This is a genomic window from Idiomarina rhizosphaerae (genome assembly GCF_024159085.1).
GTDB lineage: Bacteria > Pseudomonadota > Gammaproteobacteria > Enterobacterales > Alteromonadaceae > Idiomarina > Idiomarina rhizosphaerae.
The window spans coordinates 31939-54485 of record NZ_JAMZDE010000006.1 but is presented as its reverse complement, the minus strand read 5'-3'; the positions used below and the strand labels follow the sequence as shown (position 1 = coordinate 54485).

The 22547-nt window shown below is 46.7% G+C and carries 24 protein-coding genes and 1 tRNA gene; 18 read left to right on the top strand and 7 right to left on the bottom strand.

Annotated features, from left to right (window positions below; translation table 11 throughout):
• The first annotated feature begins 99 nt into the window (after window positions 1–99).
• The 6 genes from NJR55_RS05955 to rraB all read left to right on the top strand — a co-directional run bounded on the left by NJR55_RS05955 (window position 100) and on the right by rraB (window position 6554).
• Window positions 100–717: an NUDIX domain-containing protein gene (locus tag NJR55_RS05955; RefSeq protein ID WP_253618671.1), complete on the top strand. Its 618-nt coding sequence runs from the start codon at window positions 100–102 to the stop codon at window positions 715–717.
• A gap of 9 nt (window positions 718–726) precedes the next feature.
• The gene (locus NJR55_RS05950; RefSeq protein ID WP_253618669.1) at window positions 727–1188 is read left to right on the top strand and encodes a DUF1249 domain-containing protein; all 462 of its coding nucleotides are present in this window, start codon (window positions 727–729) and stop codon (window positions 1186–1188) included.
• A gap of 66 nt (window positions 1189–1254) precedes the next feature.
• Window positions 1255–3147: a DNA topoisomerase IV subunit B gene (gene parE / locus NJR55_RS05945; protein ID WP_253618667.1), complete on the top strand. Its 1893-nt coding sequence runs from the start codon at window positions 1255–1257 to the stop codon at window positions 3145–3147.
• Window positions 3148–3173: 26 nt separating this feature from the next.
• Window positions 3174–5417, top strand: a complete 2244-nt coding sequence (gene parC / locus NJR55_RS05940; protein ID WP_253618665.1) for a DNA topoisomerase IV subunit A — start codon at window positions 3174–3176, stop codon at window positions 5415–5417.
• Between the two features lie 13 nt (window positions 5418–5430).
• Window positions 5431–6171, top strand: a complete 741-nt coding sequence (locus NJR55_RS05935; RefSeq protein WP_253618663.1) for a 1-acylglycerol-3-phosphate O-acyltransferase — start codon at window positions 5431–5433, stop codon at window positions 6169–6171.
• Window positions 6168–6554 carry a ribonuclease E inhibitor RraB gene (gene rraB, locus NJR55_RS05930; RefSeq protein ID WP_011235179.1) on the top strand — a complete coding sequence of 129 codons (387 nt, stop codon included), beginning with the start codon at window positions 6168–6170 and terminating at the stop codon, window positions 6552–6554. Before NJR55_RS05935 ends, rraB begins: the two co-directional genes overlap by 4 nt.
• Window positions 6555–6580: 26 nt before the next feature.
• Here rraB and NJR55_RS05925 read toward each other — a convergent pair whose 3' ends face one another.
• The 4 genes from NJR55_RS05925 to pepA form a co-directional block, all read right to left on the bottom strand.
• Window positions 6581–7018 carry a hemerythrin domain-containing protein gene (locus tag NJR55_RS05925; RefSeq protein WP_253618661.1) on the bottom strand — a complete coding sequence of 146 codons (438 nt, stop codon included), beginning with the start codon at window positions 7016–7018 and terminating at the stop codon, window positions 6581–6583.
• Window positions 7019–7145: 127 nt separating this feature from the next.
• A complete protein-coding gene (locus tag NJR55_RS05920) occupies window positions 7146–9995 on the bottom strand; it encodes a valine--tRNA ligase (protein ID WP_253618659.1) in 2850 nt (949 codons plus the stop codon).
• A gap of 7 nt (window positions 9996–10002) precedes the next feature.
• A complete protein-coding gene (locus NJR55_RS05915) occupies window positions 10003–10452 on the bottom strand; it encodes a DNA polymerase III subunit chi (RefSeq protein WP_011235177.1) in 450 nt (149 codons plus the stop codon).
• A 1-nt stretch (window position 10453) separates the two neighbouring features.
• Window positions 10454–11959, bottom strand: coding sequence for a leucyl aminopeptidase (pepA, locus tag NJR55_RS05910; RefSeq protein WP_253618651.1), 1506 nt, complete (start codon window positions 11957–11959; stop codon window positions 10454–10456).
• 133 nt (window positions 11960–12092) lie between these two features.
• On the opposite strand from pepA, the gene lptF reads away from it, so the two are divergent.
• Both lptF and lptG read left to right on the top strand, forming a co-directional pair.
• The gene (gene lptF / locus NJR55_RS05905; RefSeq protein ID WP_253618649.1) at window positions 12093–13202 is read left to right on the top strand and encodes an LPS export ABC transporter permease LptF; all 1110 of its coding nucleotides are present in this window, start codon (window positions 12093–12095) and stop codon (window positions 13200–13202) included.
• Window positions 13202–14272 carry an LPS export ABC transporter permease LptG gene (gene lptG, locus NJR55_RS05900; RefSeq protein WP_253618647.1) on the top strand — a complete coding sequence of 357 codons (1071 nt, stop codon included), beginning with the start codon at window positions 13202–13204 and terminating at the stop codon, window positions 14270–14272. Before lptF ends, lptG begins: the two co-directional genes overlap by 1 nt.
• Before the next feature lie 28 nt (window positions 14273–14300).
• Here lptG and NJR55_RS05895 read toward each other — a convergent pair whose 3' ends face one another.
• Window positions 14301–14810, bottom strand: a complete 510-nt coding sequence (locus NJR55_RS05895) for an RDD family protein (protein ID WP_253618645.1) — start codon at window positions 14808–14810, stop codon at window positions 14301–14303.
• A 221-nt stretch (window positions 14811–15031) separates the two neighbouring features.
• Here NJR55_RS05895 and NJR55_RS05890 point away from each other — a divergent pair.
• Window positions 15032–15117, top strand: a tRNA-Leu gene (locus NJR55_RS05890).
• 68 nt (window positions 15118–15185) lie between these two features.
• On the opposite strand, the gene NJR55_RS05885 is transcribed toward NJR55_RS05890, so the two are convergent.
• Window positions 15186–15773, bottom strand: coding sequence for a CBS domain-containing protein (locus NJR55_RS05885; RefSeq protein ID WP_253618643.1), 588 nt, complete (start codon window positions 15771–15773; stop codon window positions 15186–15188).
• A 37-nt stretch (window positions 15774–15810) separates the two neighbouring features.
• Window positions 15811–16167 (bottom strand): hypothetical protein, encoded by a 357-nt coding sequence (locus tag NJR55_RS05880; protein WP_253618641.1) that lies wholly within the window; start codon window positions 16165–16167, stop codon window positions 15811–15813.
• 193 nt (window positions 16168–16360) lie between these two features.
• Here NJR55_RS05880 and rnr point away from each other — a divergent pair, with 193 nt between their 5' ends.
• The 9 genes from rnr to NJR55_RS05835 all read left to right on the top strand — a co-directional run bounded on the left by rnr (window position 16361) and on the right by NJR55_RS05835 (window position 22544).
• Entirely contained in the window at window positions 16361–18670 is a 2310-nt protein-coding gene (gene rnr, locus NJR55_RS05875) for a ribonuclease R (protein ID WP_253618639.1), read from the top strand.
• Window positions 18667–19413 carry a 23S rRNA (guanosine(2251)-2'-O)-methyltransferase RlmB gene (rlmB, locus tag NJR55_RS05870; RefSeq protein WP_034822520.1) on the top strand — a complete coding sequence of 249 codons (747 nt, stop codon included), beginning with the start codon at window positions 18667–18669 and terminating at the stop codon, window positions 19411–19413. The genes rnr and rlmB overlap by 4 nt, the downstream gene beginning before the upstream one ends.
• Window positions 19403–19834: a signaling protein gene (locus tag NJR55_RS05865; RefSeq protein WP_253618637.1), complete on the top strand. Its 432-nt coding sequence runs from the start codon at window positions 19403–19405 to the stop codon at window positions 19832–19834. Before rlmB ends, NJR55_RS05865 begins: the two co-directional genes overlap by 11 nt.
• A 136-nt stretch (window positions 19835–19970) precedes the next feature.
• Entirely contained in the window at window positions 19971–20321 is a 351-nt protein-coding gene (gene rpsF, locus NJR55_RS05860; RefSeq protein ID WP_011235168.1) for a 30S ribosomal protein S6, read from the top strand.
• 24 nt (window positions 20322–20345) lie between these two features.
• The gene (priB, locus tag NJR55_RS05855; protein ID WP_011235167.1) at window positions 20346–20645 is read left to right on the top strand and encodes a primosomal replication protein N; all 300 of its coding nucleotides are present in this window, start codon (window positions 20346–20348) and stop codon (window positions 20643–20645) included.
• A 10-nt stretch (window positions 20646–20655) separates the two neighbouring features.
• Window positions 20656–20883: a 30S ribosomal protein S18 gene (gene rpsR, locus NJR55_RS05850; protein WP_011235166.1), complete on the top strand. Its 228-nt coding sequence runs from the start codon at window positions 20656–20658 to the stop codon at window positions 20881–20883.
• 41 nt (window positions 20884–20924) lie between these two features.
• Window positions 20925–21377, top strand: a complete 453-nt coding sequence (rplI, locus tag NJR55_RS05845; protein ID WP_253618636.1) for a 50S ribosomal protein L9 — start codon at window positions 20925–20927, stop codon at window positions 21375–21377.
• Window positions 21378–21511: 134 nt separating this feature from the next.
• Window positions 21512–22039, top strand: coding sequence for an RNA polymerase sigma factor (locus NJR55_RS05840; RefSeq protein WP_253618634.1), 528 nt, complete (start codon window positions 21512–21514; stop codon window positions 22037–22039).
• Window positions 22029–22544, top strand: a complete 516-nt coding sequence (locus tag NJR55_RS05835) for a hypothetical protein (RefSeq protein ID WP_253618633.1) — start codon at window positions 22029–22031, stop codon at window positions 22542–22544. Before NJR55_RS05840 ends, NJR55_RS05835 begins: the two co-directional genes overlap by 11 nt.
• Window positions 22545–22547 lie beyond the last annotated feature (3 nt).

Here is a 22547-nt window from a genome sequence, read left to right as displayed (position 1 = left end):
TGATTTGCGCAGATAGTTTAAGAAAAACATGGTTTCAGAATTCGCTCAAGTGTAACAGAATGTTTGTCTTATCCGTCTATGTAAAAAAGGACACTAAGTATGACAATTCGTTTTCACCGGGATGATGTGAAAGTAAAGGAAAAGGTACCTCTTTATCAAGGTTTTTTATCGGTTTATCGGTATTCTTTACAACATCGCCTGTTTTCTGGTGACTGGAGTCCGGAAATAAATCGGGAATTAATGGAACGTGGACACGCTGTTGTGGTTATTCCTTATGATCCAATCAGGGATGAACTGGTTGTTTTGGAGCAGTTCAGGGTGGGTGCACTTGACGACAGAAATGGACCATGGTTGTTTGAGTTTGTTGCCGGTATGTTTGACGCCGATGAGAGTGCAGAGGAAGTGGCCACGCGTGAATTAGAGGAAGAAGCGGGGTTAAAAGCTAAGCGGCTAATCTACGCTACCAGCTATTATTCAAGCCCGGGTGGTACTGACGAGAAACTGACTATTTATATTGCTGAAGTCGACAGTCAATCGGCTGCCAGTTTTGGCGGGTTAGCTGAAGAAGACGAAGATATACGGGTTCATGTTTTACCCAGAACAGAGGTTATTAGCATGCTCGAACGTGAAGAAATCAACAACGCGGCAAGTGTTATTGGGTTACAATGGTTGCTATTACACCGTGATAAGATGTTCTCTGACCAGGAGCAAAACTGAGGTTTTATTATGCAACAGCGCTATGTTGTCGACGTTGCGGAACTGCACCGACTAACTGAACTAAATTACGCAGGCCTTTTACCGCTGCTGTCTCAGCTTGAAACTGAAGCTGAGGTAACGCTCTACGCGGGCGAAAATTTGGCTTTCAATTTACGCAACGTTAGTGAATCGCGATACACCTCAGATATAGAAATTGAGCAATTGAAGCCAAACTGGGCGGATTACTTGCAGGCGAAAATGACGGTAAGATTATACCATGATGTGCGTATGGCTGAGATCATATCCAGTCAGGGTGTTACCCGATTAGCGGCACGTTATCAACAACCTAACCGCGAAATGCGGCACCGAGACGAAAAGCATCAGGTTAACCAGTTTTTGGCTGACTGGTTAACCTTGTGTCGAAAGCAAGGTCATATTCAACCAAAGCTCAGTGAAGCCGTTCAGAAATTTATGCCTTACTACTTCAAATAGACGTCAGTTAGCGGTAAATTGAGGCACACTTTTCGCGGATCGAGCCAATAATAAAAACAGGGACTCATGACAGACTATAAATCCGACTCCATTGAGGTGCTGAACGGACTGGAACCGGTTCAGCGCCGCCCCGGTATGTACACTGACACCTCTCGACCTAATCACTTGGGTCAGGAAGTTATAGATAACAGTGTCGATGAAGCTCTGGCGGGGCACGCCAAATCATTACTTGTTGTTTTGCATCCCGATCAATCTCTCGAAACGACAGATGATGGACGGGGAATGCCTGTCGACATCCACCCGGAAGAGGGGGTTCCCGGCGTTGAACTGATTATGAGCAAACTGCACGCCGGCGGTAAATTTTCAAATAAAAACTACCAATTCTCCGGAGGTTTGCATGGCGTCGGTATTTCGGTTGTTAATGCGCTTTCTAAGCGAGTTGAATTAAGTATAAAGCGTGACGGACAAGTTTATGAAATGGCCTATGAAAACGGTGATAAGGTCAGTGAGCTGGAAGTTACCGGCACTGTAGGCAAGAGAAACACCGGCACCCGGGTTCATTTTTGGCCCGACCCTAAATATTTTGATTCTGCAAAATTCTCTGTTACCAAGCTTAAGCATATTCTGCGCGCGAAAGCGGTACTTTGCCCTGGGCTGAAAATAACCTTTCGCAATAAAATTGATGATACCGAAGATACTTGGTTTTATCAGGATGGTTTAACGGATTATTTGGTGGAAGCGGTAAAAGATGTACCGACGTTGCCGGAAATGCCGTTTGACGGAAGTTTTAGCTCTCAGACAGAAGGCGTTGACTGGGCTGTTACCTGGCTACCGGAAGGTGGGGAAGGAGTCTCAGAAAGTTACGTTAACCTTATTCCTACTACGCTCGGCGGTACACACGTTAATGGACTACGCCAGGGCTTGCTGGAAGCTATGCGCGAGTTTTGTGAGTTTCGTAATTTACTGCCCAGAGGGGTTAAATTAACACCAGAAGATGTCTGGGAACGTTGCAGTTATATTCTGTCGACAAAAATGCAGGATCCGCAATTTGCCGGACAGACTAAAGAACGCTTGTCATCCCGTCAGTCGGCCAGTTTTGTTTCCGGTGTGGTAAAAGACGCTTTTAGCCTGTGGCTAAATGAGCATACCGATCAAGCCGAACTTTTAGCTGATGTTTGTATTAGTAACGCGCAGCGACGCTTAAAAGCCAGTAAAAAAGTTGTCCGTAAAAAAGTGACCCAAGGCCCCGCATTGCCGGGCAAGCTCACCGACTGCTCTAGCCAGGAACCTGGTCGTAGTGAATTGTTTCTAGTGGAAGGGGACTCCGCAGGAGGCTCCGCTAAGCAAGCCCGCGACCGGGAATTTCAGGCGGTAATGCCGCTGCGGGGAAAAATCCTCAACACCTGGGAAGTTGACCCCGAACAAATTTTAGCGTCACAGGAGATTCATGATATTTCTGTTGCCGTGGGTGTCGATCCAAACAGTGTTGATTTAGACAAGTTGCGGTATGGAAAAATTTGTATTCTTGCTGACGCCGATTCCGACGGTCTGCACATTGCCACCCTATTGTGTGCATTGTTCGTAAAACATTTCAGACCTTTGGTCGAGCATGGCCATATTTTTGTAGCGATGCCGCCGTTGTATCGTGTCGACGTGGGCAAAGAAGTGTTTTATGCGTTAGATGAAGCAGAAAAGCAGGGAATTCTGGATCGGATTGAAGCAGAGAAACGCAAAGGCAAAGTCAATGTGCAGCGTTTCAAAGGTCTGGGCGAGATGAACCCGCTGACACTACGAGAAACAACCATGGATCCTAATACCCGTCGGTTAGTCCAGTTGACTATTGATGACGGCGAAGTAATGGAAGAGTTAATGGATATGCTGTTAGCGAAAAAACGCGCTGGTGACCGCCGTACCTGGCTGGAAAGCAAAGGTAACATGGCCGATTTGGCTGAACTGTAAGCACTTGTGAGCAAGGAGAAGTCAGAATGACGACGGAAGTTACAGAAACCCGCCCACTGAGTCGCTTTACCGAAGAGGCCTACCTTAATTACTCCATGTACGTGATCATGGACAGGGCGCTGCCAAACATTGGTGATGGCCTGAAACCGGTACAGCGACGCATTGTTTACGCGATGTCAGAGTTGGGTCTGTCAGCATTAGCGAAATATAAAAAATCGGCTCGTACTGTGGGTGACGTGTTGGGTAAGTTTCATCCGCATGGCGATAGTGCCTGTTATGAAGCTATGGTGCTCATGGCGCAGCCTTTTACCTATCGTCACCCTCTGGTGGATGGTCAGGGTAACTGGGGCTCTCCGGATGACCCTAAATCGTTCGCGGCTATGCGCTATACCGAAGCGCGGTTATCCAAGTTTAGCGAGGTTTTGCTAAGCGAGCTGGGGCAGGGCACGGTTGACTGGATACCTAACTTCGACGGCACTATGAAAGAACCACAGGTTCTGCCAGCTCGGTTACCCCATATTTTGTTGAATGGCGTTACCGGCATTGCCGTTGGTATGGCAACGGATATTCCTCCGCACAATGCACGAGAAGTGGCAAATGCTTGTGCGATGTTACTGGAAAAGCCCGGTAGCCAGCTTGAAGACATAATGGAAGTGTTGAAGGGTCCGGATTATCCGACAGATGCAGAAATCATTACGCCGTCGGAAGACATCGTCAAACTGTATGAAACCGGTCGTGGCAGCATTAAAATGCGAGCTTGTTACAGTGTTGAAGACGGCGAAATTGTTATTACGGCACTGCCACATCAGGCTTCCGGGGCAAGAGTTTTAGAACAAATAGCTCATCAGATGCAGGCGAAAAAACTTCCTCTGGTATCTGACCTGCGGGATGAGTCTGACCACGAGAACCCGACCCGGTTGGTTGTGGTTCCGCGTTCAAATCGGGTCGATACCGAACAGTTAATGAACCATCTGTTTGCTACCACTGATTTAGAGAAGCAGTATCGGGTTAATCTGAACATTCTCGGCTTAGATGGCCGGCCAAAAGTGAAGCCTTTAGTAGGCATTTTGAAAGAGTGGCTGGAATTCCGTCAGACCACAGTGACTCGCCGTCTGCAGCACCGTTTAGACAAAGTTCTGGCGCGTTTGCACATTCTGGAAGGCTTACTCATTGCTTATCTGAATATTGATGAAGTTATTGAAATTATTCGAACAGAAGACAAGCCGAAAGAAGAACTGATGAGTCGCTTTGCGCTTACCGATAAGCAAGCTGAAGCGATTCTTGAATTGAAGTTACGGCACTTAGCTAAATTGGAAGAAATGAAGCTGACTGGCGAACAAGATGAATTGAATAAAGAACGAGAAAAGCTTGAGACCCTATTGGGTTCTGATCGTCGCCTGAAAACTTTAATTAAGAAAGAATTGCTGGCGGACGCTGAGAATTATGGTGATGAACGTCGTTCACCTATTGTTGAACGCTCTGAAGCAAAAGCTCTAAGCGAACGAGACTTAACACCTGCCGAAGCGGTCACTGTCGTGCTTTCGAAGAAAGGCTGGGTACGTACAGCCAAAGGCCATGATATCGAGGGTGATAAGCTCAGTTATAAATCCGGTGATAGTTATCTGGCGTCGGCTGAGGGTAAGAGTAATCAGCCGGTGGTGTTCCTGGATACTTCGGGAAAAAGCTTCTCCTGTGAAGCTCATCTGTTGCCATCAGCGAGAAGTCAGGGGGAACCTCTGACCGGACGTTTCAGCCTGGTTGCTGGTGAGAATGTCGAGCATGTTTTAATGGCAAAAGATGAAAGCCATTTGCTGCTGGCATCTGATGCAGGCTATGGATTTGTTTGTCAGTTTAGTGACTTAGTCAGCCGCAATAAAAATGGTAAAGCTATTATTACATTGCCTACCGGGGCTAAGATCCTGCCGCCGAATAACGTGAATGACCTGCAACACGACAAAGTCATTGTTATCTCCAATGAAGGTCGAATGTTGGTCTTCCCGGTTGCAGATTTACCACAATTGAGCAAAGGAAAAGGGAATAAGTTAATCAGTATTCCGGCCTTAAGAGCGCAGTCCCGCGAGGAGTATGTGGTTGCTTTAGCTACCGCCGCGCCGGATGCTGCCATTACTCTGATTGCAGGTAAACGCAAACTGACTCTGAAGCCAGCTGATTTAGAACATTATTACGGAGAACGTGGTCGCCGGGGTAATAAACTGCCGCGCGGGTTGCAACGTGTCGACGAAATAGTGGTTGAGGAAAACAAGGATTAATTGAGGAGTTTGGATGTTAGCCTTGTTGCGATGGTTGTTTCTTGGCGTTTTTGTTGTGGTGTTTGGTGTCGTGGGCTGCTTGTTTTGCATTGTCCGGCCGTTTCACCGCAACAATACTTATCGTTTTGCCCATATCTTTGGTTGGGCAATACGGGTTTTGGGTATGCGAATTGAGGTCAGCCGACATCCGGATATAGAAAAAGGCGGACCTTATGTTTTTGTTTGTAACCACCAGAATAGCTGGGAAATTTTTACTATAGCGGCAATGCTGCCGAAAAATACCGTTACCGTAGGTAAGAAAAGCTTACGTTGGATACCGTTTTTCGGCTGGCTCTATTGGTTGTCAGGGAATATCCTGATAGACAGAAAAAATGCAGGTAAAGCTCATGGCACAATCGGACAGACGGCCGATGCGATAAAGCGGCGGGATATTTCGGTGTGGATGTTTCCGGAAGGCACCCGCAGTTACGGGCGTGGTTTGTTGCCATTTAAAAACGGGGCTTTTCATACAGCTTTCCGTGCCCAGGTCGATGTAGTACCGGTCTGCGTGTCTGAATTGCATGGTAAGGTAAAGATGAACCGCTGGAATAATGGTGTGTTAAAAGTGGCGTTTCTTGAACCGGTAAGAATTGCTAATTATCAGCGAGAGAATCTACGTGAATTGAGTGCTCACTGTCATCAAAAAATGGATGATAAAATTAAGCAGTTAAACGCGAGTATTGAGCAAGAACAGGCTAAAAGGGAAAAAACATGAGTCGAGATCTTAATGATCTACTTACGCAGAGTGAAGAAACTGTACAGGCTTTGATTGCTGATGGTGCAGAAACAGAACTCTTGTATGAAATTGAGCATCACTTAGCCAGCCAAGACTTCACCAAACTGGAAAAAGCCGCTGTTGAACTGGTTAAGCAGGGATATCATGTGGACGATGCCGACGAGTTTGAAGACGAACGAGGCAAGCGTTGGTTTGCGTTTATGGCGGTAACAGACGCTGAGCTTGATAACGATATTTTAAACCGTCAGGTGCGTGAAATAGCCGCTATAGCTGACGAATGCGAAGTTGAATATGACGGCTGGGGCACGCTGATTGAAGACGAAGAACTTGACGATGAAGACTTAGATGATGGAGAGGAGTGATCCCCTCCATTATTTTGCAAAATTATTTACACACCTTTTTCTTCCATCATTTTGCGATAATCATTAGCTAGTGACGCTTTTTCTGTTTCGTTAAGTACTTTTCCTGCCTGTTGAAAAAATCCCTGCTCTTCATCTTCCAGGTGATGCAATACCTTATGTTTTAAGTTTTTAAGATGTTGTAACCAGGCTGGGGATGACATTTCTGTTTGTTCCAGGGTTTCAACTAGTTCGTCAATTTCATGGTGCTCAGCTATACCATGGCGCGACATCCCGATAGTCGTATCGTCGTCTATAAGAGGACTGTAGAAATAACGCTCTTCGGCTGCAGCATGTTGTTCCAGTTGAACTTTTAGTTGCTGATAGTGCTTCTTACGTTCTGGTACATCGCCTTCCGTATCTAATAAAAGCTCTAGCAGTTGGCGTTGCTTATCGTGATCCGCTCTTAACTCTTCAAATATCGTCATAATTCTCTCCCTTATTTTTACGACTTAATAATTACGAGGGTCTTATTAGAATAGATGACTTTAGAAAAAAAGCCCGAGTCGAATGAAATGCCCCGGGCTTTCTGTTCAGCAATGGCGTAGTACAAAATTAGAGATCTTTAATTTTGTTCTGCTGCTCCTGTAACTGTTTCAGCGTTGTTTCAGCTTCAGCCAGTTTTTCACGTTCTTTGGCAATGACAGCTTCAGGTGCTTTACTGACAAAATTATCATTGCTTAACTTGCCATTCAGACGCTGCCACTCTTTGTCCGCTTTCTCAATAGACTTTTGCAGACGTTGCAGCTCAGCTTCTTTATCAATTAAACCAGCCATTGGAATGTGCAGCTTCAACGTATCAACCAGCGCGGTCATACTGGCTGGAGCATCATCGTCGCTTTCAATAAACTCGATAGACTCCAGTTTTGCCAGGCTACTGAGGAAGCTTTCATTGTTTTGAATACGACCTTTTGCCATTGCATCGGCATTTGAGAGTAACAGTGGTAGCGGCTTATTCGGTGATAAGTCCATTTCGCCACGAATATTACGAATGGCCAAAATAACGCGCTTAAGCCACTCCATGTCCTGCATTGCCTGATGGCTGACGTTGTCCTCAACCCGAGGGAACGGCTGCAGCATAATGGTATCACCCGTATTACCAACCAGCGGTTTAACGCGTTGCCAGATGGTTTCAGTAATGTAAGGCATAACCGGGTGTAGTAAACGCAGTAACTGCTCTAAAACATTCACTAGTGTGTGGCGGGTACCGCGTTGTTGTACTTCAGTACCATTTTGCAGCACCGGCTTAGTGAGCTCCAGATACCAGTCACAGAACTGATTCCAGGTAAACTCGTATGCAATAGCAGCAGCCTGATCAAAACGGTAGGTATCCAAAGCCTGACGGAAGTCTTTTACTGTGCTATTAAAGCGGGCAATAATCCACTCATCAGCCAGTGACAGGGTCATGTCGTCGTTTTCAAGCCCACAGTCATGTTCTTCGGTGCTCATCAGAACATAACGGCTGGCGTTCCACAGCTTGTTGCAGAAGTTACGGTAACCCTCCAGGCGCTTCATGTCCCAGTTGATATCGCGACCTGTTGAGGCAAGCGCAGTTAATGTAAAACGCAGTGCATCGGTTCCGTGAGCGGTGATACCTTCTGGGAATTCCTTGCGGGTGCGTTTTTCAATTTTCTCGCGCATTTTAGGCTGCATTAAGTTCGCGGTACGTTTAGCGACCAGCTCGTCAGCACTAATGCCGTCAATCATGTCCAGCGGGTCTAATACATTACCTTTAGACTTAGACATTTTCTGACCTTCTTCGTCGCGAATAAGGCCGGTCACATAGACTTTCTTAAACGGAACTTGCGGCTGGCCATCCTCATCTTTTATGAAGTGCATGGTCATCATGATCATGCGAGCAACCCAGAAGAAAATAATGTCAAAACCGGTCACCAGCACATCGGTCGGATGGAAGGTTTTTAAGTCCTCGGTATTTTTGGGCCAACCAAGAGTAGAGAAGGTCCACAATGCAGAAGAGAACCAGGTATCCAGTACATCTTCGTCCTGCTGTAACGGCGTATCGGCTAAATTGTGCTTCTCGCGCACTTCTTCTTCGGTGCGACCAACATACACATTGCCTTGTTCGTCGTACCATGCCGGAATACGGTGTCCCCACCATAACTGGCGCGAAATACACCAGTCCTGAATGTCGCGCATCCAGCTGAAATACATGTTTTCGTACTGTTTCGGCACAAACTCTATGCGACCGTCTTCAACCGCTTCGGTTGCCTGTTTCGCCATAGGTTCAACGCGGACATACCATTGGTCGGTCAAATGGGGCTCAATAGGAACGCCGCCGCGGTCACCGTATGGTATTTTGTTGGTGTGCTTCTCAATTTTTTCCAGTAAACCAAGCTCGTCAAACTCGGCAACAAGCTGTTTACGAGCTTCGAAGCGCTCCTTACCTGCGTACTGTTCAGGAAGTACGCCGTTAAATCCGTTCAGCTCTTCAAGTGCTTCACCTGTACTGGTGTAAAGGCCGGCTTTTGCCATAACATGAGCCGTGTCATCAAAAATTGAAATCATGCCGGTCTGATGACGCTTGCCAATCTCATAGTCATTAAAATCATGCGCCGGGGTTACCTTTACGCAACCGGTACCGAATTCGCTGTCAACGTGATGGTCGGCAACTATCGGAATGCGGCGGTTAACAATAGGTAACTCAAGGAATTTACCGACTAAATGTGCGAAGCGCTCGTCGTCGGGATGCACAGCAACACAAACATCGCCTAGCATGGTTTCCGGGCGGGTTGTTGCGACTACTAAATGGTCTTTACCGTCTTCGGTTTTCTCACCATCGGCGAGCGGATAGCGTAAATACCAGATAGAACCTTGTTGTTCTTTGTTCTCCACTTCTAAGTCAGAAATGGCGGTCTGCAGTGCAGGATCCCAGTTAACCAGACGCTTACCACGGTAAATCAGGTTGTCTTCATGCAGTTTAACAAAGACCTCACGGACTGCGTCAGAAAGACCTTCATCCATGGTGAAGCGTTCACGATCCCAGTCTACTGAGTCGCCCAGGCGACGCATTTGCTGAGTAATAGTGCCGCCTGACTGCTCTTTCCATTCCCAGATCTTATCGATAAACGCGTCGCGACCAAGCTCCTGACGGGTTTGTCCCTGAGCTGCTAACTGGCGCTCAACAACCATTTGCGTGGCGATACCCGCGTGGTCAGAACCTACTTGCCAAAGGGTATTAAGGCCGTCCATGCGCTGGTAACGGGTAAGCGTATCCATAATTGTGTGTTGGAAGGCGTGACCCATATGCAGACTGCCGGTAACGTTGGGCGGCGGAATCATAATTGAGTAGGAGTCGCCTTTACCTGAAGGCTTGAAATAGCCTTTGTCTTCCCATTGTTGGTAGAGATCTTGTTCTATCGCTGCAGGGGAGTATGTTTTATCCATAATGACCTTACTTCTGTTCGGATGTCAGGGGCTCGGTTTGCATTTGGCAACCGCGCGCCCTGTAATGTTTGTAACGCTCGCGAGCTGTTTTTTTGCCATTGTCATCGGCTGGAACAATGTCATAGAGCTGTTGGCTCTGCTGGGCTTGTACCGGAATCTCTTCCGCTAGGTTAAACAGTGCATAACCCGGACGGTTTTTTACTGCATCTGCCTCAGGCCAGCAAAACTCTACCGGAGCACCAGTGGCCGGGCCTTCGCCGTGTAAGTTATGCGGAATAAAAGCATCACTTGGTTGTTGCCACAAGAGTTCGTCCAGAGCTTCAGCCTGCTGCTGATTACGCGCCCAGACCCGCAATTTTTTATGCTTTCGGTACAGTTGCGCTATCTTATCGCAGATAAGCCGGTTTTGCTCATCTTCGGCTTCGTCCGGCATTAAGAAAAAGGTGGCTGACGACATTTTATTCAGCTGCCTCGGTGTTGCATCGGTTAATTAAGAACTGAGTTAACAGCGGAACCGGGCGGCCTGTTGAGCCTTTGTCTTTACCACCTTGCCAGGCCGTACCTGCGATATCCATGTGCGCCCAGTTGTACTTTTTAGTGTAACGTGAGAGGAAACAGGCAGCAGTAATAGTGCCGGCTTCACGACCGCCAATATTCGCCATATCCGCGAAAGGACTGTCCAGCATCGACTGATACTCGTCCCAAAGCGGCATACGCCAGGCTTTATCACCACTTTGCTGAGCCGCGTTCAGAATTTCGTGTGCTAGCGGGTTGTGCTGGCTGAGCACCGCAGAAGCATGACTGCCTAAAGCAATAACGCAGGCGCCTGTGAGAGTCGCTAAGTCAATCACCGATTCAGGTTCAAACCGCTCAATATAAGTGAGGGTATCGCACAGTACCAGTCGGCCTTCTGCATCAGTATTGAGTACTTCAACGGTTTGGCCGCTCATGGTGGTCAAAATATCACCGGGACGGTAGGCTTTGCCATCTGGCATGTTTTCACAACCGGCGACCGCACCAATAACGTTAATAGGCAGCTGCAGTTCGGCCAGAGCCTGCATTGCACCTAAAACGCCAGCTGCGCCGCCCATATCGTATTTCATTTCATCCATATTGGCAGACGGCTTAATCGAAATACCGCCAGAATCAAATGTCAGACCTTTACCAACCAACACAATGGGAGCTTGATCATCGGCTGCGCCTTTATAATGCATTAATGTGAGTACTGACTCATGCTCGGAACCCCGGCCTACCGCTAAGTATGCATTCATACCCAGCTTTTCCATTTCGGCTTCTTCAACCGTGGTAACCGTTAAATTGTCGTAATTATCAGCCATTAATTTGGCTTGATCGGCCAGATAACGAGGCGTGCAAATGTTAGGCGGCATATTTGCTACGTTGCGGCAAATATCCATTCCGGTTGCTACCGCTAATGCATGCTGCACAGCTTGTTCGCCCAAAGCCAGTTCTTTACGGCTTGGAACGTTAAAAACCAATTTGCGTAACGGGCGGCGAGGCTCTTCTTTTTTACTTTTGAGCTCATTAAAGTTGTACAATGTTGCCCGTGCAGACTCCACCGCCTGGCGAACTTTCCAGTAGGTATCGCGACCTTTAACGTGCAGTTCACTAAGAAAGCACACCGCTTCCATTGAACCTGTTTCGTTCAAAGTGTTCATAGTACGAGCGATAATCTGGCGGTACTGACGCTCATCGAGTTCGCGTTCTTTACCACAGCCGACCAGTAAAACTCGTTCGGCAAGAATATTCGGGACATGATGTAACAGCAAAACCTGGCCGGATTTACCTTCGAGGTCTCCGCGGCGTAATAGGTTGCTTAAATAACCATCACTGACTTTGTCTAATTGTTCGGCAACGCCAGACAGACGACGAGGTTCAAACACGCCAACAACGATACAAGCAGAGCGTTGTTTTTCCGGATTACCACTTTTGACGCTGAACTCCATGACAGTGCTCCTGTTTCAGGTGGCTTCAATGCCTGCTATAGTTTCGCTATAAAGACACTTTGTTGTTAAAATAACAAGTTTACTTAAAAATCACAGCTATTCCAGTAAAAACCTAAGTTATGAGTGAACGCCAGTGCGCATATTCCGATATTTGATCAGTGAAACCTTGAAGTCGCAGCTTGCTGTACTTTTTATCCTGATGACGATTTTTGTCAGTCAGAAATTTGTCCGTGTGTTATCGGATGCGTCAGAAGGGGATATCCCGGGCGCTATTATTTTTCAACTGTTGTCGTTGAACCTGCCGGCGTTATTGTCACTGATTTTGCCTCTTAGCCTGTTTTTAGGGATTTTACTGGCTCACGGACGTATTTACGCCGACAACGAAATGACCGTTTTGCATGCCTGTGGAGTCAGTGAGTGGTACGTCACCCGGGTGACTTTGGTGCTATCGCTGATTCTGGCGTTAATAACTGCGTCTTTTACTTTATGGCTGGTGCCCTGGTCGCTTGATCAGGAACAAAAGTTAGAAGATAAGGCTCGCTCGGAAAGCGGGTTAACAGCGCTTATGCCCGGGCGATTCCAGCAAGCCAGCAACCAGAAGGCGGTTATTTTTGTACAAAGTGTTGGCGATGATGGTGATTTGGAGGAAGTTTTTGTTGCACAGCACACGCACAATCAGGGCGAGTTACAGTCCGGTAGTGTGGTGATGGCTAAAACCGGCAAAGTGATTAGTGAAACAACGGGCTCGCAATGGCTGGAACTGGGCCAGGGTAAACGTTATGCCGGCGACGATGACAGCTATCAGATGATGTCGTTCGACAGTTATCAATTGCAAATTAAAGAGCAGCAGGCAAGTGAGCAGTTACGAAAACTTGAGGCTTACCCAACTGTTGAACTGTTATCGCGGAAAGAATCGGCCGCGGTTGCAGAATTGCAGTGGCGTATTGCTATCCCACTGGCAATGCCACTACTGACACTTATTGCTGTGCCACTAAGCCGGGTAAACCCGCGTCAGGGCAAGTTCGGAAGAATGGCGCCAGCTCTGCTTATTTATCTGGGATACTTTTTATTGTTGATGGCAGCTAAGTCGGCTATCCGGGACGGCGTTATTCCGCCTATTATTGGCTTGTGGTGGATACACTTCATTTTGCTGATTTTTGGGCTGGCTTTAATAGGTAAGGGACGTCCGCTCGGATTGAGATTACTGGCAAACTTGCGCTTTGGCGCTGCGCGGGGGCACTGATGTTTAGTATTCTAGATAAGTACATTGGGCTTTCCGTATTACGGACATCGCTTCTAAGTCTGGCCGTATTAACCGGGCTTTCCTCGTTAATCCGCTTTGTCGAGCAGCTTAAAGCGGTGGGTCGCGGCGACTACAATGTTATGGATGCGGCACTCTTTGTGTTTTACAGCCTGCCGCGCGATGTTGAAACTTTCTTTCCTATGGCGGCATTACTCGGCGGGCTTATTGGCGTGGGTATGCTGGCCAGTAACTCCGAGTTAGTGGTTATGATGGCTGCCGGCCGATCGCGTTTAAACATTATTGGCGCGGTAATGAAGTCAGCCATTATTATGATGGTGGCGGTGATGGCTATTGGGGAGTGGATAGCGCCGCCTATGGAAGCTCAGGGCAGAGCCATACGTTCGCAGGCTATTTCTGGCGGTAGCTTAATATCTGCTCAGCAAGGAGTGTGGGCAAAAGATGGTTCAGACTTTATCAATATTGGCGAAGTAGAGGATACCGGACGACTTAACGACGTATTGATTTACGACTTTAATGATAATCGTGAATTGCAAAAAGTAACTTACGCCCGAACGGCGAATTTTAGCGGTGAAAAATGGCGTATGCAGCAAGTGACTGTAACGCAGCTTGATGATAGCCGCATGTTACGTGATGAAAAGCCAAGTATGGTTTGGCAGTCGAGCTTAACGCCCGATAAACTCGGAGTGGTGACCATAAAGCCTGAATCGCTTTCTATTACGGGGTTGCTGGACTACTTAACTTACCTGGAGAGTAATCAGCAATCTGCGGAGCGCTACGAACTGGCGTTATGGCGAAAACTTTTCGCACCGATAACGGTAGCGGTTATGCTGTTGGTGGCCTTGTCTTTTATTTTTGGTCCGCTTCGCTCCACAACCATGGGAGCCCGCGTGCTGTTGGGGGTTATTACTGGTTTTGGATTTTACGTCAGCAATGAAATTTTTGGACCGCTGGCGCAGGTGTATCAAATTCCGGCTATTCTTGGAGCATTGCTGCCCAGCATTCTGTTTGCCGGCATTGCTATTTATTTTATGCGGGGGCGTACGGCCTGACAATTGGCCGTACCTCTAAAGGTAAAGGCTAAAGCTCATTCCAGTAGAACAGCTGGTTTGCTTCTTTTGAAAGCGTGACAACTTCGGTGCCGGCAGCATAATCCTGCCAGGCACGTTTGTTTTTAAAATCTACCAGAACCCAGAGGTTGCCAAGGCCAGCACAACAGGTCAGCAGTCTGATAAAAACCTGGCGATTAGTCAGCCGTGAACCATCACGGTTTTGAAGCTTTAGACGCCACGCGCGCATACCTAAGGTTTGACCCGAACGCTTCCAGAACCAGCCAAAAAACAGTGAAACAATGGAAATAAGATACAAGCTATACCATGGTCCCTGAACCAGCCAGGCGGCGTGATCCATTCCTTCTGGCAGCACTAACCAGTCAAAAGCGGTCAGTAGTGCGGCAAAGAGTAAAGCCACAGCTGAGGCGAGCATAATAATAGCCACCGCGACTAAAAAGTCATAAACCCAGGAGACAAAACGTCTGGGAAAACTGGCACTGGGGAAACTGGCGTGTAATTTTTGTGCTTCGGAACTCATGTGAAACTCATTTAACTCAATCGTGCTTTAATCATATCATGAGCTAAGCAGGCTGACAGCTGCCTCAGTTGTGCCCTCAGTTGTACTCTCAATTGTATAAGGAATCAGCAGTTAGTTGGGTTATGAGGTGTTTTAGTGAATTATTGCTTGATTAGAGAGAGTTGACGGGTATAATTCCGTCCCGTTGCTTTGTTACGCAACGACTTCACCTTATAAAGCATGGCGCTGTGGTGGAATTGGTAGACACGCCTGATTCAAAATCAGGTTCCTTCTGGGAGTGACGGTTCAAGTCCGTCCAGCGCCACCAAGTTTTCCCTTCGTAGTTAGTACTGAAAATGCCAGAAGCGCAGATGCACTCCTGACATATAACCGGTTTCAGTCAATGACTTCATGATGATTTATCGCTGAAATAATTTCAGCAAAAGTTGAGGGCAGGTGGTAAACGTTCACTGATTCACCTGTTAATTCAGCTATTCTAAGCGATGACACTACGCCACAGACTTCTCCGTTGTTAATCACGAGAAGAAAGTCGCGGCCACTGGCTTTGAGAGTCGCCGCCGCGTCACCGATTTTAGCTTTCTTTAAGTCCTCAAGTTTTACCTGTGGTAATGCAACCAGAGGTAACATCAACTCTTTTACTGCCAATTCCCGCCAGCCGATTTGCTTGACGGTACTTAGCTGGGTTGCTTTGCGTCCGTGAAGCTCACGCAGCGCCAGTAAACCAGTCATCTCATCACTTTGATTTTTTATGCAGGCATAACGACGGTTGGCACCACGAAGTTTTTGCTCGGCGTCGCTGACCAGAGTGCTCTCCTTTATTTCGAGAGGAGATATTTTCGTGAAATCATCAACAACATGCATAGCGCTATCGTGCCAGCTAATTAATGGTTGATGCTCATAGTTGTGGTGTATTGCAATTTTATCGGCTGCAGAAGACCATTGAATTTCTTTAAACTCACTCATGACAAACTCCTTTAAAAATTAGAAAAATACAGAATTTTTAAAGGTGAGCGGGTGGTCCCCGGACGAGATGCCAATTCCACTGAGTTAGTTTCGGTTTACTCTGTCTCTGAGCGGGAGGTGCAAGCGTCAGAAGGCTTTGAAAAACTCTTGACGAAACATCTATTGCTTTGTCGAATTCCGGCTCTTCAGCCTGAATCTCAAAAACGGAGGACGACAGGTCGGCAACGAGAACGGAGTCAGACGTTTGCTGATCTGTTAGTTGTTTCTCAAAGTTTCCGGCGGATGCCGCATAGCTGGAAGTACTAAATGCGACAAGCAATAAGCACAGCAATAGCTGATAGCATCCTTTTTGGAGCCAGTTTAATTCAGCTTTATGTACTGCGTATTTTTGCATTTTGTTGATCTTAGTAAATGTTTCAGTTCTCAAACTAGAGTATATAGGATGATTCGACAACTCATTTTTATCAATTAAGTGATATATGGGTACCTTTTGTTCAAAATACAAGCGAAGCACTGACATTATGAAATTCAGCACGTATACTGTTGCCCATCGGTCCTCCTTAACCGTGCAACTACAATAGGATTCTATGTCAGATAATCAACAGAACAACAATACGCCGGAATACGAAGTTGAGATTCCGGGCCGTGAGCAATTGCTTGAACTTGTAACCTCAAACAGTAAGCCGGTTCAGTTTGATGAGTTCATTCGTCACTTTGGTTTAGATGATGAGCGCCAGGCAATTGGTTTAAAACGGCGTTTGCGCGCTATGGAGCGCGACGGACAGCTTATATACAGCAAAGCGAATGCTTATGGCCTGCCTGAGCGTATGGATTTGATCAAAGGTCGTATCATTGGTCATAAAGACGGTTTTGGATTTTGTCAGACTGAAGATGGCGGTAAAGACCTGTTTATTCCGCATCATCAAATGTATTCAGTTTTGCATGGTGATCGCGTACTAGTTAAAACCAGCGGTAAAGATAGCCGTGGTCGTACCGAGGGGCGTATCGTTAGAGTTACAGAGCCCCGCGACAGTAATATTGTCGGGCGTTACTTTATGGAACATGGTCTGGGCATAGTAGTACCGGATGATGGTCGTATTAGCCAGGATATTCTTATTCCGGATGCGGATAAAAATGGCGCGCGTCATGGACAGCTTGTGGTCGTTGAAATTACCCGACGGCCAAGTCGCCGAACCAGCCCAATTGGTCGGGTCAGCGAAGTGTTGGGTGAACATATGGCTCCGGGTATGGAAATTCAGGTAGCGATTCGTGAGCACGATATCCCTACCGAATGGCCTGCTGAGGTTGATGAGGAGCTGAAAAAGTATAGCGAAGAAGTTCCAGCCGAGGCTTATGAAGGCCGCAAAGACTTACGTGACCTGCCGCTTATTACTATTGATGGTGAAGACTCCCGCGACTTTGATGATGCCGTTTGTTGCGTGCAGGAAGAGAAAGGCTGGCGCCTTTGGGTAGCGATTGCTGACGTGTCTTATTATGTTCGTCCGGAAACCGTTCTTGATAAAGCTGCAACGGAACGCGGTAATTCAGTTTATTTCCCCAGCAATGTTATTCCAATGCTACCGGAAAAGCTGTCCAATGGTTTGTGTTCGTTAAACCCTGATGTCGACCGTTTGTGCATGGTTGCTGAAATGGAATTAGGGCCTCGCGGAAAACTGAAGTCCACAGAGTTTTATCCGGCAGTAATGAAAAGCCATGCACGGCTGACTTATAACAAAGTTAAAAAGCTACTTGATGGTGATGAAGAGCTGCAACAACAGTACCAGCATGTGATGGACAATGTGCAGGAACTGGAGCGCCTTTACAATGCATTAAGTGCAGCGCGCAAGCGCCGCTCAGCTATTGAGTTCGATACGCAGGAAACCCGCTTTATTTTCAACGCGCAGCGTAAAATAGAAAGTATCGAACCGGTTAAGCGCCATGTTGCTCATAAAATCATTGAAGAATGCATGATTATGGCAAATGTGGCGTCTGCTCAGCTTATTGAATCTGATAAAGAAGTTGGTGCTTTGTTCCGCGTGCATGAAACCCCGGCCGATGAACGATTGAACAACTTCCGTAGTTTTCTTGGTGAGTTGGGTCTGAACCTGGAAGGCGGTGATGAACCATCTCCAAAAGACTACGCAACTTTACTTGAGCAAGTGAAAGAACGTCAGGATCATGAGCTGATTGAAACCATGTTGTTGCGCTCCATGCAGCAGGCGGTTTATCAGCCGGAGAATAAAGGCCACTTCGGGTTAGCGTTAAAATCTTACGCGCACTTTACTTCACCCATTCGTCGTTATCCTGACCTTATTTTGCACCGCGCGATAAAAGCAATTTTGCGTAAGAAAAAAGGTGAAGAAAAAGGTTTAGTTGGTGCCTGGGCGTACTCAGAGAAACAACTAGACGAATTGGGCGTGCATACCTCAATGACCGAGCGGCGTGCAGATGACGCCACTCGTCAGGTTGACGAATGGCTGAAATGTGAGTTTATGCTTGATCACGTCGGTATGGAATTTGAAGGGATTATTTCCTCGGTAACTAACTTTGGCTTGTTCGTGCGCTTGAGTGACTATCAAATCGATGGGCTGGTTCACATCAGTAATCTTGATAACGACTATTATCACTTCGATCAACAGAAAGGTATGTTGGTAGGAGAAAACAGCAACAGCGTTTTCCGTCTGGGTGATAATGTGAAAGTTAAAGTGAAAGACGTGAATTTGGACGATCGAAAAATTGATTTAACGTTGTTAGAAGCGACGAGTCCGGGTGGTCAGAAACGCAATATGCCAGCTAAAGGTTCAGGCAAAGGTAAGAGAAAAGGACAATCTCGCGGAAAAGGCGGCCAACGGAAAAGTGGTAATCGCGGCAGCAATAAAGGACGTAGTAAGTCATGAGTCAAAAAGTGACCGTATTTGGCTTGCACGCGGTGCGGGCCATACTAAAAAATCATCCGGATCGTTTGGTGGAACTCTATGTTTCTAAAGAGCGTCAGGATGATTCGGTGCGTGACATTGTGAATCAATGCCACGCGACTGGCGTCAGGCCTCAATGGGTACCTAAACAAGCTCTGGAAAAACGGGCGGAAGGCGGTAACCATCAGGGCGTTGTTGCGACAGTTCAGTCGCCTCCTACTTTAACCGAGCATGACTTGCCTAAATTGCTGGAACAAAGCCAGCAGGCCGGGTTGTTCTTAATTCTCGATGGCGTGACCGACCCGCATAATTTAGGTGCCTGCCTACGCACGGCAGATGCAGCAGGTGTTACGGGCGTTATTGTACCAAAAGATAAATCGGCTCAAATTACCCCAACCGTGCGTAAGGTGGCATCCGGTGCTGCCGAGAACGTTCCTCTTATTGTGGTAACCAACTTAGCCCGGGCGCTTCGTGACTTACAGGAGTTGGGCGTGTGGGTATACGGTACTGCAGGCGAAGCGACTCAATCTGTTTATGATGTCGATTACAGAGGCCCTGTCGCTTTGGTTATGGGAGCCGAAGGTAAAGGCATGAGACGCCTTACCCGCGAAACCTGTGATGATTTAGTCTCCATTCCTTTATCCGGTAGTGTCAGTAGCTTAAATGTTTCTGTAGCCAGTGGTGTTTGCTTATTTGAGGTTGTCAGACAGCGCAATGGATCTTAAACGTCGCCTTTTGCCTATAGCCATTGCCCTGGCTATGGTCGCAGTATTGTTTGTCAGCTGGACGCCTAACTGGGAATCGCCAACCTGGCTGCGTTCAGAGAAGCCTTATGTCGCTTTTCATTTTGACGTAGAGGATGACGCAACTCAGTCTGTGCAGAACCTTGCCTTTGATATTAGTAATCGGTTGGATGTCAGGCACGAGTGGCACAGAGTTGAGGACAGTAATGCTGAATGGCAAGTCACTCTTGTGTTCGCTGAACAACAGGATGCGGTACAAATTGATGCTACAGCACGTCGCCAGGACAAAATCGTGGATCACATTGTGGTTCGTGGCGAAAAAGCCGTAGCAAACGAATTAGCCGACCGCATTGTTGCTTTACTCAGCTCCCGCATTGAAAAAGCCCATAAAAACGCCGATTAATTTGCAATTGGCGTTCATTTTAGTTAGTATCGCGCGGCTAAATCAGCCATATTTTCATTTTACTGAATGTGTTCCTTGCTTCTATGTTAGTGCGGCTGAGCTAAACTGAGGCTATACGAACCAAAAGGAAACTGTAATGCGTCATTACGAAATCGTATTTATGGTCCACCCGGACCAAAGCGAGCAAGTACCTGGCATGATCGAGCGCTACAGCGAAACGATCAAGCAAGGTGGTGGTCAAATCCATCGTTTAGAAGACTGGGGCCGTCGTCAATTGGCTTACCCAATCAACAAACTGCACAAAGCACACTATGTTCTGTTGAACATTGAAGCGTCTGCAGAGGTTGTGGAAGAGCTTGAAACTGCATTCCGTTATAACGATGCAGTATTGCGCAACATGATCATGCGTAAAAAAGAATCTATTACTGAGCCTTCGCCGCTGACTAAGCCGAAGGAAGATCGTAAAGGTGACAGTGAAGCAGCGTAAGCTTGCGGACTTTCAATAACCCTTATGAATCGACTGCATTTAACCGGAACACTTGGCAAAGTACCTAAGCTGGAAACCAGCCCGTCAGGTATTGAGCATTTACAATTAGTGATTGAACATCGGTCTATGCAACCGGAAGCTGGTATGAATCGACAATCTTATGTGCGTATTCAGGTCGTTTTAAGTGGTGAAGGTTTACAACACTGGTTAGAAAAATTGACGGTGGGTTGTGAAGTTTTAGCAGAAGGTTTTCTGCACCGCCACGAGGATAGCAATGGCTCACCTCGTTTGGTACTTCATGCTCAGCATCTCGAATTGATTTAAGGAGACCATCATGGCTCGTTTTTTTCGTCGCCGCAAATTCTGCCGCTTTAAAGCAGATGGCGTAAAAGAAATTGATTATAAAGATATCGCTACGCTTAAGAACTACATTACTGAAACTGGTAAAATCGTTCCTAGCCGTATTACTGGAACATCCGCTAAGTATCAGCGTCAGTTAGCGCGCGCTATCAAGCGTGCTCGTTATTTGTCACTGCTGCCTTATACTGATTCACATCAGTAAGCTAGCACCGGTTCGATTACCAAAAGTAGAGGTAGCGAGAAATGAATGTCATTTTGTTAGATAAAATTGCTAACTTGGGAAGCCTTGGCGATCAAGTCAGTGTAAAATCCGGTTACGCACGTAACTTCCTTTTCCCACAGGGAAAAGCCGTACCTGCAACCAAAAGCAACGTTGATTTATTTGAGCAACGTCGCGCTGAGTACGAAGCTAAATTGTCTGATCAATTAGCTGCTGCTCAAGCTCGTGCTGAGAAAGTAAATGCTTTAGATGCGGTAACTATTGCCTCTAAAGCTGGTGATGAAGGCAAACTGTTTGGCTCTATCGGTACTCGCGACATCGCTGATGCAGTAACAGCTGCTGGCGTTGAAGTGAAGAAGAGCGAAGTGTTAATGCCGCATGGTACATTACGTGAAGTAGGTGAGTTTGATATCGAACTGCACTTGCATGCCGATGTATTTGCAAACATTACATTGAAAGTTGTACCGGCTGAGTAAGTCGTTACGATTTTATGAAAAAGCTGCCTCTGGGCAGCTTTTTTTTTTGGGAAAAATGTCTTCTGTAAACCTTCCTGATGTCTGTGTCGTCTAAACTACTATATTGATAATAAAGTGTGCGTAGGGAGAGAGCGTTGCAAAGCGAAACGGCCTGTGAAGATGTGAGACTGGCTGCGCAGGGTGATGTAGAAGCTTTTCAGCGCCTATATCATTTATATATACGGCAAGTTTACGGACTGGTACTGCGTTTGTGCGCAGACAGAACATTGGCGGATGATGTCGTTCAGGAAGTGTTCGTGCAACTTTGGCAGAAACTTAGTTCTTTTCGTGGCGAGGCAAAGTTTAGCAGTTGGCTTTATCGTGTAGCGACAAATATCTGTCTGACTGAAATGCGCAAACGAAGCCGCTGGTTTTCCAGGTTTTTATCTCAAGAGCATAAGACCTATGAAGAGTTTGATGAAGGGGAGATGGATATTCATCAACTGGATAGATTGATTTTTAAGCTCCCTGAGCAAACCCGGCAAGTTTTTGTTTTGCATGCGTTGCAGGGAGAATCCCATCAACAAATTGCGAATTGGCTTGGAATTGCAGTAGGGACAAGTAAAGCACAGTTTCATCGGGCCCGTAAAAAATTAGAGGAGTCACTTCAGGATGGCGAGTAATGAAGAGTACCAAAATTTTGAAAGTCGACTCGAAGAAATTAAGCTCAGCGGGATTAACCCGAGCAAAGATTTTTGGCCAGAAATTGAAAGGCAAATTGACTATCCGATATCGCAAGAAAAGCCTAAGGCAACTTTTTGGCAAGGAGCCTTGGCAGCCAGTTTTTTGATTGCTTTCTTTATGACGGGATGGCTGTTCAGTACTTTGCCGCCAGCGGAAAAAACGGTATCCGGATTCTACTTGTTAGCTAAAGAAATGAATGCTGAACAGCAGCAGCAGTTGTATAGCCTACGCACAGGTTATGAAACGGCGGGGTACCGTCAACTTAATGGTGAAATTGAAGCTCAGTTAATGCAATTGGCGTTAGCCAGGCAGGACATTACTGAATCGTTAAGGCTTAGTCCCGGAGATCCGAATTTATTGGAATTATTACGCTGGGTAAATGAGCAAGAGCTGGAATTACTAAATCAGTCTTATACGTTGAATAATAATTTACGAGAAATATAAACA

Bases quoted from the DNA above. Each gene is read 5' to 3' on its own strand.
- NJR55_RS05955 (WP_253618671.1), top strand. From the start codon at position 100: ATGACAATTCGTTTTCACCGGGATGATGTGAAAGTAAAGGAAAAGGTA.
- NJR55_RS05950 (WP_253618669.1), top strand. From the start codon at position 727: ATGCAACAGCGCTATGTTGTCGACGTTGCGGAACTGCACCGACTAACT.
- parE (WP_253618667.1), top strand. From the start codon at position 1,255: ATGACAGACTATAAATCCGACTCCATTGAGGTGCTGAACGGACTGGAA.
- parC (WP_253618665.1), top strand. From the start codon at position 3,174: ATGACGACGGAAGTTACAGAAACCCGCCCACTGAGTCGCTTTACCGAA.
- NJR55_RS05935 (WP_253618663.1), top strand. From the start codon at position 5,431: ATGTTAGCCTTGTTGCGATGGTTGTTTCTTGGCGTTTTTGTTGTGGTG.
- rraB (WP_011235179.1), top strand. From the start codon at position 6,168: ATGAGTCGAGATCTTAATGATCTACTTACGCAGAGTGAAGAAACTGTA.
- NJR55_RS05925 (WP_253618661.1), bottom strand. From the start codon at position 7,018: ATGACGATATTTGAAGAGTTAAGAGCGGATCACGATAAGCAACGCCAA.
- NJR55_RS05920 (WP_253618659.1), bottom strand. From the start codon at position 9,995: ATGGATAAAACATACTCCCCTGCAGCGATAGAACAAGATCTCTACCAA.
- NJR55_RS05915 (WP_011235177.1), bottom strand. From the start codon at position 10,452: ATGTCGTCAGCCACCTTTTTCTTAATGCCGGACGAAGCCGAAGATGAG.
- pepA (WP_253618651.1), bottom strand. From the start codon at position 11,959: ATGGAGTTCAGCGTCAAAAGTGGTAATCCGGAAAAACAACGCTCTGCT.
- lptG (WP_253618647.1), top strand. From the start codon at position 13,202: ATGTTTAGTATTCTAGATAAGTACATTGGGCTTTCCGTATTACGGACA.
- NJR55_RS05895 (WP_253618645.1), bottom strand. From the start codon at position 14,810: ATGAGTTCCGAAGCACAAAAATTACACGCCAGTTTCCCCAGTGCCAGT.
- NJR55_RS05885 (WP_253618643.1), bottom strand. From the start codon at position 15,773: ATGAGTGAGTTTAAAGAAATTCAATGGTCTTCTGCAGCCGATAAAATT.
- NJR55_RS05880 (WP_253618641.1), bottom strand. From the start codon at position 16,167: ATGCAAAAATACGCAGTACATAAAGCTGAATTAAACTGGCTCCAAAAA.
- rnr (WP_253618639.1), top strand. From the start codon at position 16,361: ATGTCAGATAATCAACAGAACAACAATACGCCGGAATACGAAGTTGAG.
- rlmB (WP_034822520.1), top strand. From the start codon at position 18,667: ATGAGTCAAAAAGTGACCGTATTTGGCTTGCACGCGGTGCGGGCCATA.
- NJR55_RS05865 (WP_253618637.1), top strand. From the start codon at position 19,403: ATGGATCTTAAACGTCGCCTTTTGCCTATAGCCATTGCCCTGGCTATG.
- rpsF (WP_011235168.1), top strand. From the start codon at position 19,971: ATGCGTCATTACGAAATCGTATTTATGGTCCACCCGGACCAAAGCGAG.
- priB (WP_011235167.1), top strand. From the start codon at position 20,346: ATGAATCGACTGCATTTAACCGGAACACTTGGCAAAGTACCTAAGCTG.
- rpsR (WP_011235166.1), top strand. From the start codon at position 20,656: ATGGCTCGTTTTTTTCGTCGCCGCAAATTCTGCCGCTTTAAAGCAGAT.
- rplI (WP_253618636.1), top strand. From the start codon at position 20,925: ATGAATGTCATTTTGTTAGATAAAATTGCTAACTTGGGAAGCCTTGGC.
- NJR55_RS05835 (WP_253618633.1), top strand. From the start codon at position 22,029: ATGGCGAGTAATGAAGAGTACCAAAATTTTGAAAGTCGACTCGAAGAA.